General features: G+C 54.8%; 8 protein-coding genes and 4 pseudogenes. 8 read left to right on the forward strand and 4 right to left on the reverse strand.

Annotation, left to right across the window (positions count from 1 at the left end):
* Positions 1-418 (reverse strand): helix-turn-helix domain-containing protein (locus CFR71_RS14755; RefSeq protein WP_133251175.1); only part of this gene is annotated, 418 nt, incomplete at its 3' end.
* Positions 419-579: 161 nt separating this feature from the next.
* On the opposite strand from CFR71_RS14755, the pseudogene CFR71_RS14760 reads away from it, so the two are divergent.
* The 8 genes and pseudogenes from CFR71_RS14760 to CFR71_RS14790 form a co-directional block, all read left to right on the forward strand.
* Positions 580-786, forward strand: a pseudogene (locus tag CFR71_RS14760) (DUF3085 domain-containing protein); the annotation flags it as partial.
* A gap of 608 nt (positions 787-1,394) precedes the next feature.
* Positions 1,395-3,254, forward strand: coding sequence for a group II intron reverse transcriptase/maturase (gene ltrA / locus CFR71_RS14765; RefSeq protein ID WP_048883769.1), 1,860 nt, complete (start codon positions 1,395-1,397; stop codon positions 3,252-3,254).
* Positions 3,255-3,345: 91 nt separating this feature from the next.
* A pseudogene (locus tag CFR71_RS14770) lies at positions 3,346-3,656 on the forward strand (DUF3085 domain-containing protein); the annotation flags it as partial.
* 218 nt (positions 3,657-3,874) lie between these two features.
* Positions 3,875-4,030 carry a hypothetical protein gene (locus CFR71_RS16645; RefSeq protein ID WP_010515653.1) on the forward strand — a complete coding sequence of 52 codons (156 nt, stop codon included), beginning with the start codon at positions 3,875-3,877 and terminating at the stop codon, positions 4,028-4,030.
* Positions 4,031-4,102: 72 nt separating this feature from the next.
* Entirely contained in the window at positions 4,103-5,002 is a 900-nt protein-coding gene (locus tag CFR71_RS14775; RefSeq protein ID WP_110532088.1) for an ArdC family protein, read from the forward strand.
* A gap of 57 nt (positions 5,003-5,059) precedes the next feature.
* Positions 5,060-5,443 carry a hypothetical protein gene (locus tag CFR71_RS14780; RefSeq protein ID WP_239020442.1) on the forward strand — a complete coding sequence of 128 codons (384 nt, stop codon included), beginning with the start codon at positions 5,060-5,062 and terminating at the stop codon, positions 5,441-5,443.
* The gene (locus CFR71_RS14785; RefSeq protein WP_102325867.1) at positions 5,440-5,829 is read left to right on the forward strand and encodes a hypothetical protein; all 390 of its coding nucleotides are present in this window, start codon (positions 5,440-5,442) and stop codon (positions 5,827-5,829) included. Before CFR71_RS14780 ends, CFR71_RS14785 begins: the two co-directional genes overlap by 4 nt.
* The gene (locus CFR71_RS14790; RefSeq protein ID WP_239020443.1) at positions 5,826-6,362 is read left to right on the forward strand and encodes a hypothetical protein; all 537 of its coding nucleotides are present in this window, start codon (positions 5,826-5,828) and stop codon (positions 6,360-6,362) included. Before CFR71_RS14785 ends, CFR71_RS14790 begins: the two co-directional genes overlap by 4 nt.
* Positions 6,363-6,383: 21 nt before the next feature.
* Here the strand turns inward: CFR71_RS14790 and CFR71_RS14795 are convergent.
* The 3 genes and pseudogenes from CFR71_RS14795 to CFR71_RS16295 all read right to left on the reverse strand — a co-directional run.
* Positions 6,384-7,361: pseudogene (locus tag CFR71_RS14795) on the reverse strand (transposase); the annotation flags it as partial.
* Positions 7,357-7,695 (reverse strand): annotated as a pseudogene (locus CFR71_RS14800) (IS5-like element ISGdi3 family transposase); the annotation flags it as partial. The pseudogenes CFR71_RS14800 and CFR71_RS14795, both read right to left, overlap by 5 nt.
* Positions 7,696-7,786: 91 nt before the next feature.
* Positions 7,787-8,620: a hypothetical protein gene (locus CFR71_RS16295; protein WP_133251176.1), complete on the reverse strand. Its 834-nt coding sequence runs from the start codon at positions 8,618-8,620 to the stop codon at positions 7,787-7,789.
* Positions 8,621-8,708: the final 88 nt, after the last annotated feature.

Genomic DNA, 8,708 nt, shown 5'->3' on the forward strand with positions numbered 1-8,708 from the left:
GCCGCTTCAACAGGGCGGAGACATGGCGTTCGTGATAGGAGACGCCAAAACGCTCTTCGATGACCCGCTGAAGATCGACCCGACGCCAGCGCACCACGCCGTCCCGGGCACGGTCAGGCCCTGTCGTGACCAGCGCCGATAATTCTGCCAGTTGGTCCGCTGTCAGGCGGCAGACCGACCCGTTGCGCCACCGATCGTGCAAACCATCCGGCCCCGCAGCATTGAACCGGTGCACCCAGTCCCGCAGGGTTTGCCGGTCCATGCCGCCGATCCGCGCCGCTTCGCCCCGGCTGGCACCGTCGCGCACCGCAGCCAGAGACAAAAGGCGCCGTGCAACATTCGCATCCCGCGTACGAGAGGCCAGACGCCGTAACGCAGAAGCCGTATAATCCGTCCGTAAGGCAATCGCACCAGCCATTCCCGATCCTCCCTCTCACGACAGAATCAGAACAGGCCCTTCGCGTCACTTCACAGATGAGTCAGAGACAGTAGCCCTTGGTATTATTTCTTAAGGCGGGATACTTCGGTGTTCCGCCTTTTTTGTGTCCTCGCAAGGGGCTCATACAAAGGAATACTGCAATGAAACTTCATTTCGATCATGCCCTCGTGGCGCGTCTTCTTGCTCATGCGCAAGCCGCGAGCGAACATTCCCCTACCTATGATCAGCTTGTTGACCCGGCCTTTCTCAAGGCTGGCGTATCGTCGGGCCATCCGACCGGTACGGATGTCGACCGTACCAAGATACCGGCAGGACTCATGCTGGTCGGCGATCATGGGGTGTACCTGAGTGCGCCGGTTCGGCGCTGAATCGAAAGTGCGTTTCAAACGCCGGGAGAACTGACGACTCCCGTCCCCACCAACCTTAGTTGAAATCGAAAGGTGACAATGAACATAGCATGGTTGGAGCAAGGCCCGAATAGCCAAGAACGGTTACGGTTTAGAGGGTCAGGGGAAGATGCATATGGTCAAGGCTATACTGCTTTAACTCCAGTTTCGGTGATGATTAACGCCATAGCAGTCATTAAACCGTTTGATACGACTGTTTCGCAAGGGAAGGGTATCATGAGGTTGCCCAGTCCGAAGCCCCTGTCTATCCGGGGATGTCAGTCTTGCGACACTGCCTCCATACGAGGAATGAAACGAACAGAGGACCTAAGTGCGTCGCATCTTTCATCAGCGCAAAGCCGGGATAACCTAAACAGGCTTCCTAAACCTGCATGGTTACAGAGTCACCATAGTAGCCAAATGCTTTCCTGTAATGGGACGGACAACCTGCGTTTAAGCAGGGCAAGACACCGTATAAGGTACGAGCGATCGCACCGAAAGCGTCAGGTCTTGGGTGAAGGGTGGCAGCTCCCAAAACAGTATCCTCTAACGGAAGACGGGTTCTGCTGATGCAAACTGCTATCGTCATGAAGAGATTGGATACTCTTCCAAAGCTCTCGAAAGCCGGAAAGTCGATTAACGGCCTATTCCGCCTCATGACCTGCCGTGATCTCTGGAAAGCGGCATATGAGAAGGTTGCCCAAAACTCGGGCTCCCTGACCCCCGGTATTGACGGAGATACGCTTGACGGGTTTTCGCTCGACAAGCTTGAAGCGTTGATTAGCGAGGTCGTGGAAGGACGTTACCGACCAAATCCGGTTCGTCGGGTCTACATACCAAAATCAAACGGTAAACTCCGACCGTTGGGGATTCCGAGTATTCGGGATCGCCTCGTGCAGGAAACTTTGAGGACGATCCTTGAAACCATATATGAGCCGATTTTCTCTAATCACTCACATGGGTTTCGTCCAAATAGGTCCTGTCATACTGCACTGGAGCATATCCAGAAGGTGTGGAGAGGGACAAAATGGTTCGTTGAGGTCGATATTGTTGGGTATTTTGACAATATCGACCACGACATTCTCGTGAACCTGCTTCGCAAGAGGATTGCTGATAAGAAGATCATTGATCTGATTAGACGCTTTCTTGAAGCTGGATATCTTGAAAACTGGAGGTTCAGCAGGACTTACAGTGGAACTCCGCAAGGTGGCATTGTCTCGCCCATTTTGGCCAACATCTATCTTCATGAACTCGATTTGTTCATGGAAACATGGATGGAGGCTAAAAATAAGGGCGTGAAACGTCGCCGGGAGCAAGAATGGAATCGTCTTTCGAAGTTGATCAATTACAGACAGATGCAAATTCGTCGGATCGTACGATCAGAAGAAAGTCTGTCAGTAGGAGATCAGGGCAGGATAGCGGCTCTCAAACAGGATATAAAAGTCCTCGATAAGGCTCGCAAATCTGTGCCTGCGCTGGCATCACAGGATCCGGATTATCGGCGCTTTCGTTATGTCCGGTATGCTGATGATTTCCTCATTGGTGTTATCGGCAGCAAAGATGATGCCCGGAGAATGATGGATGCCGTTCGACAATTTCTTGGAAACCTGAAACTTAATGTATCTGAGGAAAAGAGCGGCATTCGACATGCCTCGGACGGAGTAGAATTTCTTGGCTATGACATCCATACTTGGAATTCAAACCAGGTAAGGAGCGTGAGGGACACTCTGGGGCGCAACTACACGAAGCGTAATCCAGACGGTCTGATCACGTTGAATGTTCCGCGGACGAAAATCCGCCAGTTCTGTCAACGCCACGGTTACGGTTACCCCGACACGCGTTGGGGTATTGACCGACCGGCATTGATCAATTCGAGCGAGTACGAGATCGCTTCACAGTTCAATGCGGAATACCGCGGGTTTGTTCAATATTACGCGCTGTGCGTGAATGTGAAAGCGCAGCTTCGTTCGCTTCAGTTCGTAGTACAGACAAGCCTTCTCAAGACACTTGCCAATAAGCGACATAGCTCGTTGGCCAAGGTTTTGACTTCCGTCCGTAATAGGGATGGAGAGTGGTATGTGGCTAGCCGAGACTTAGGTGGGAAATTAAGGAGGGTGCGGGTATGGAAGCTTCGGCATCTCACTCGTCCGTCCGTGAAATTCGCCAAGGTCGACGCACTACCAAGATACATTGCGGCTTTTGCTCGCACGGACTTGGTAGATCGACTGTTTTCTGAAGAATGTGCGCTTTGCGGAACATCAAATGTTCCGGTTGAAGTGCATCACGTCAGAAAGCTGAAAGATCACGTCAACTCGCCTTTGATGGCACAGGTCAGAGCTGCTCGCCAAAGGAAGCGTATCCCGCTCTGCATAAATTGCCATCGCAATGTCCATGCTGGGCGGCAACGTGATCTTCGAATGAGAGCGTAATCGGGGGTGGAAAGCCGTGTGCAGTGAAAGCTGCCCGCACGGTTTGGAGGGGGACGTGGCATTTGCTCTCTGAGCGGTGTCCACGTCTACCCTATTGTCGAATGGTTATCCGGGCTTCAGTGACGCTGAGGGTCAGGCGAACCTTGTCGCCTATGCCGTCGAAGCGGACCCGCGCACACGTCCTGACGACTGGTACGATGTCAAACGCGCGTCGTTTGGCGGTGACGATGGCGCGGAATTTCTTTCTGCCGACACCATCCGCAAGGCACTGGAGGCGACTGTGGGCAGTCGTTTGTGGATTGATGTCACGCCTGCGCGGATCAGTTGCCCCTATCTGGCATCCCCGCAAAAAAACGATCCGGACGACCGGATGGCGGATCTGGAAAGGCCTGCTCTGAATAAAAATACAATAAAAACAAAATATATAAATAAATAAAACAGTAAAGGTAGGAGGCGTGCACCACAGTCCAGCCTGCCGCGCAAGGGGTGGCTCCTCGCCGTGCGCGATGGCTGCGCCATCTGTGCGCGGCTCCGGTGCCGCCGCTGTGCGGCGCCCTTGCCCGCCAGTCTGCCCTGCAGTCGCCGGAAGGGGTCGAAACCCCCGAAAAAAGGATCTGGAAATGGCACAGAACCGCATCGCGCCGCCGTCCCGCCCCGCCGTCGAAATCGCCAAATTCGTCGTCATCGTGCTCCTCTGGACGGCCTCCATGGTCACTTTCCTCCTGCTGCCCGACGTCTTCCTCGATCCGTGCACGGGCATCATCGATCTCAGGTGACACCACCCTCGCCATTCGCTGCCCATCCGCGCCGCCCTTCGGGGCGGCGTCTGCATTTTCTGGAGACTGATCATGGCCAGAACCGAGCGTACCGACATCCACCAGTCCGTCACTGACCGCATCATCCGCGAACTTGAAGCGGGAACCGTGCCATGGGTCTGCCCGTGGAGCCGCGCGAAATGCGGCATTGCCCTGCCGCGTAATGCCGCGACCGACCGGGCCTATTGCGGGATCAACATCCTGATGCTGTGGGGGGCGGTAGAGATGCAGGGGTTTTCTACCCAGAAATGGCTGACGTTCCGCCAGGCGCATGCGCAGGGCGGCAATGTCAGGAAAGGCGAGAAGGGAACGACGGTATTTTATGCTGACCGTTTTACGCCAAAATCGGAAGCGGGTTCCGACGAGCCACGCGAGATCCCGTTTCTAAAGCGGTTTACGGTGTTCAATGTTGACCAGTGCGAGAACCTGCCGGAGAGCATGGTCGCGCCGACCGCGCCGCTGCCGGAACGCGAAATCGTGCCGCACGCGGAAGCGCTGATGCGCGAAACCGGGGCGGACATCCGTATCGGCGGCGACAAGGCATTTTATGCCCCGGACGGGGACTTCATCCGGGTTCCGCCCCAGCAGTCCTATTTCAACCAGATCGATTGGTACAGAACCGTCTTTCACGAGATCGGACACTGGACCGGGTCCGAAATCCGGCTGTCGCGCACCTTTGGCAAGCGGTTTGGTGACCATGCCTACGCGGCCGAGGAACTGGTCGCAGAGATGACATCAGCTTTCGTGTGCGCGGAACTGCAGATCGAGCCGACGGTCCGCCATGCGGATTACATCGGGAACTGGCTGGCACTGCTGAAGGCTGACAAGCGCGCCATTTTCACCGCAGCGAGTGCTGCTTCAGCCGCGGCCCAATACATTTTCAGCTCATCGACACGTCGGCTGTCCGTCGAGGACGTGGCTTCTGCCGCCTGAAATCTACCCCTGAAAATCTGTGCGCCCGCATGGGCGCGCTAAGCGATGGAGTTCATCATGCCTGTCTTTGCCCTGATTGCCACTCCCGCCGTGCGCATCCGTTCCGACGGCTGCGCCATCCTTCAGGCGCTGCCGATGGAACACCTTGGTGCACGGGGGATGACAGAAGCCCGGACGCTCGCGGAAATCTCGACTGCCGTAACGCTTTACGGTGAGAGGACCGCCGGCGCGCATCCCGGGCGCTCGTTTTCCATCACTGTGCATATTCGCAGGGGCGATCGTAAGCCGCGTGGCTTTGATGCAGCTTACCGCACTGGCGCCCTGGGGACCGACAGATGGGTTCTCATGGTCGATAACGACGCCGAGGGCGCGCGGATCCTGTATGGGCGATTTGCGGCCGGTGCTGAAAACATGGCTTCCTGCAAAGGAGACGTGGCATGATCCGCCAGTATTATACGTCTCCATTCCAGGGCGGTAATAATCCGCTCCGGGTCGGGACCATTGCCAGTGGCACCATCTTCCGTCTTCCGGCTCCTGTTTCGGGGCATCCCTATCGGACCCGGCCGTGGATCGTGGAATGCTTTCTGAACGGCACGATGGGGGCGGCTGCGCAGAACCCCGTCACCGGTCTCTGGGAAGACCGTTATATGCGGGGCCGCTCGGATCTGGTCGTATTGCGCAGCCTCGCCAATGTCCGCCGCGTGACCGTGGCAGTGCGCTATCTGGAAAGGATGAATGAAGAGGGCCTGGGCGAGGGGCATTATCCGGATCTGCCGGATGTGAACCGCTTTCATAACGGCTATCGATGCCGGAGCCAGGTGTCATGACGGCGGGGCCGATCCTGTGCGAGCGGCTTCGAATCCCGCCTTTCGACCCGGTTGTCCTGAAACCCACCCAATGGGCGACAGCCCAGCAAAAGGCAAAGCGTGGTAATGCGATCCTGCGGTTCATCGCACTCGGAATGCCTGCAGAAAAATTTACCCCGGCCCTGTATAACCGGCTGAGCAATATGTTCGGATTTATCGCGCATTATAATCGGACCGGCTTCGCGCAGACATGGTTCGACAATGCAGCCACACGGCGCGATTTCCTCGATCAGGTTGCGCGATATCCCTGCTGGGGCGACCCGACTTTTGTCTGGTCGGATGTAGAGAAGGAAATCGGGCAGCGCGTCCGGGAAAACCTGCTGGTCGAGGCATGGATGACCCGTGCCCGCGAGGAACAGGTTGCGCGCGAGAAAGCGGAGCTGGCCCGTCTGCGGGAAAGCATGGCGGAACAGCGACGTCAGCAGATGCACCCGTACCCACCGTGCAGTGCGGGCTGCTCTAGCAGCCTGTCGGGTTGGGCATTTTGCGGCTGATAACGCCGAGGCTGACCCGGCTTATGCTGCGTGAAGCCGTGCCATTCTTTTGCAGTTGTATGCGAGAGCGACGAGTGTCCATTCGGTCGTGACTTTTGCAAGGCTGCGCAGACTGAATCTTCTGAACCCCATGATGCTTTTGATAATTCCAAAGACCGGTTCAACGGTCTGTTTTCGTAGTCTGTAAACATCTCCGGCTTCTGTGGTTTCCAGCCTGTCCTTCATGGCAAGCCGCCAGGGTTCGGTTATCCGGCGTGGCTCCGTGTTTTCAGGAGGTGGCCGGAAATCATATGGCCTGCGGGCGCGAGGCCGTCCGATGGCGACCAGCGGATCGATGCCTTTTTTCCGCAGGTCCCGGACCGCCTGCCCGTTGGCGTAACCGGTGTCGGCGAGCACTGTCTTTGGGAGACCGATCGTGTTTTCCATCGACAGCACGGTGCTGGCAAAGGACGGCGCGTCCGCTGATGTGGCGACAACGCCGGTTGTCACGATCAACTGACTGCCTTCGGCGCAGACCACGGCCTGGGCATTGTAAGCCTGCCGGAACTCGTGAGCGTCCGAACGCCGCATGAGGCGGCTGTCGGGATCGGTCAGACTGATCTGCCGGTCGGGTGGTGGTTCATCATCGGGCGGTTTGGGCGCCCGGCCGCGACGCCCTGTTTTTGCGTCATACACCGCCTTCTTTTTCTCGTATGCCGATCGCGCCGCCTCGGCCTGCGCCTTCGCATCTGCTTCCAGCCGGGCGCAGGCTTCGTCCAGCTTCGCTTTCAGTGTTTCCCGTCGGGCAAGCGCTTCCGGCAATGCCTGCGGATCGCTGTCTGTGGCATCTGCGTGCTCCGCCTGGTCCATCAGTTTCGCGATATCCACCGCCAGCTGTTCGCGCAGCGCCCTGATCCGGTCGTAGCGCAGGGAACGGTATTTCGAAGCGTCGGCATCAATTTTCGTGCCGTCGATCGATACTACACCCAGACGCAGCAGACCCGTCTCGCGCGCCAGAAGGCGTGGCGTCTCGCCCGTCCTGCTCACGCGACAGGATCACGAGAATATGGTTCATGGCTTCCCATCTTCCCTCGCGGATCCAACGGTAGAAATAGCCCTGTACGGTCGTGAAGGCCGGAAAGTGCCGAGGTAACTGCCGCCATTGGCAGCCGGTCGTGACGATATAGAGGATCGCCTCCATGACCCGGCGCAAATCCGTACGTCGTGGTCTGCCCAGCCGTTTCTTCTCGGGCATCAGCGGCGCAATCAGCGCCCACTCCGCATCGCGCAGGTCGCTTGCATATTCCAGGTCGTCCCTTTGATACTGCGCTCGGGTGATTTCAGTCCAGGCCATCTTGATCTTATCAGGTTATCGCAAACCCATGAATCATAACCCGCTGAAATCACTCAACTCATTTTAGGTCAGACACTAACAGACCCAAATCCTATGTATCACTGAAATAATCGTCCGTGTAATCTTTTGTCTCCGGTATCAGAGATAAGGGGTAACTAAATTTCACGTCAGAATCTTTAATATACAATATGGGTCGTTCCGTTTTTTCCCATGAAAACATTTTTCGACCAAAAAGATACTGAATTCCTACCGAGTTCCGAAATACATAAGGAAGAGTGTTTCCATATTGATAGATCTTTACCATTTGCACTGATCCACCTATTAGATGCAAATCATCTCTTACCTCTGAGTCTTTTAACATGTTATGTAGTGCTACAACAGGCTCGTAATTTAATGACACCGATACACTTTTTTTGGTCTCGGCATATAATGATGAAAGTACTTTTTTGAGTTCCTCTCTATATTTGTCTTTGTAATCTCCAATAAATATTAATGATTTATGCTTATCCTTGAAAGGGAAAAGTAACTGTGTTGTTTTTCGGTGATATACAAACTTTCCGACATCGTAAGAAAAGTAACCAATTATAAATTTTGAACTCTTCCATGACCAGCCGCCAAAAAAGATTTTTGTTTCCTCCAACTCGTTCGCTTTATCAGAAGCTTTCAAATCCCAGCTATTAATTAGGTTATTCAATATTTTTCCAAGAAAATCTTTGATCTCAGAAACATCAAAACTTCGAGTGCGAGTTTTAATAAAATTATTCAACGCCGAACTTGCCTGAACCGACAAAGGGTAAGCAATCTGTGCATCACCACAAAATCCTAAACAGCAGTCTCCTCTTTCAAGAGGGAATATTTTTTGGCATTGATCCATTGCCCCGTAACTTCTAAGCCTGCTATCGGATATTATAATTATACCAACCATTGTTTGGCCTGACTCACGGGGTACCCATCGGTTTAAAAATGTGATTCATAGGATGCAGACCATTCTCTGAAGGAGGCATTCTGGATGG

It is taken from the genome of Novacetimonas pomaceti, assembly GCF_003207955.1.
GTDB lineage: Bacteria > Pseudomonadota > Alphaproteobacteria > Acetobacterales > Acetobacteraceae > Novacetimonas > Novacetimonas pomaceti.

Coding starts and splice junctions, on each gene's coding strand:
- ltrA (WP_048883769.1), top strand. CDS start 1,395: ATGCAAACTGCTATCGTCATGAAGAGATTGGATACTCTTCCAAAGCTC.
- CFR71_RS16645 (WP_010515653.1), top strand. CDS start 3,875: ATGGCACAGAACCGCATCGCGCCGCCGTCCCGCCCCGCCGTCGAAATC.
- CFR71_RS14785 (WP_102325867.1), top strand. CDS start 5,440: ATGATCCGCCAGTATTATACGTCTCCATTCCAGGGCGGTAATAATCCG.
- CFR71_RS14790 (WP_239020443.1), top strand. CDS start 5,826: ATGACGGCGGGGCCGATCCTGTGCGAGCGGCTTCGAATCCCGCCTTTC.
- CFR71_RS14780 (WP_239020442.1), top strand. CDS start 5,060: ATGCCTGTCTTTGCCCTGATTGCCACTCCCGCCGTGCGCATCCGTTCC.
- CFR71_RS16295 (WP_133251176.1), bottom strand. CDS start 8,620: ATGGTTGGTATAATTATAATATCCGATAGCAGGCTTAGAAGTTACGGG.
- CFR71_RS14775 (WP_110532088.1), top strand. CDS start 4,103: ATGGCCAGAACCGAGCGTACCGACATCCACCAGTCCGTCACTGACCGC.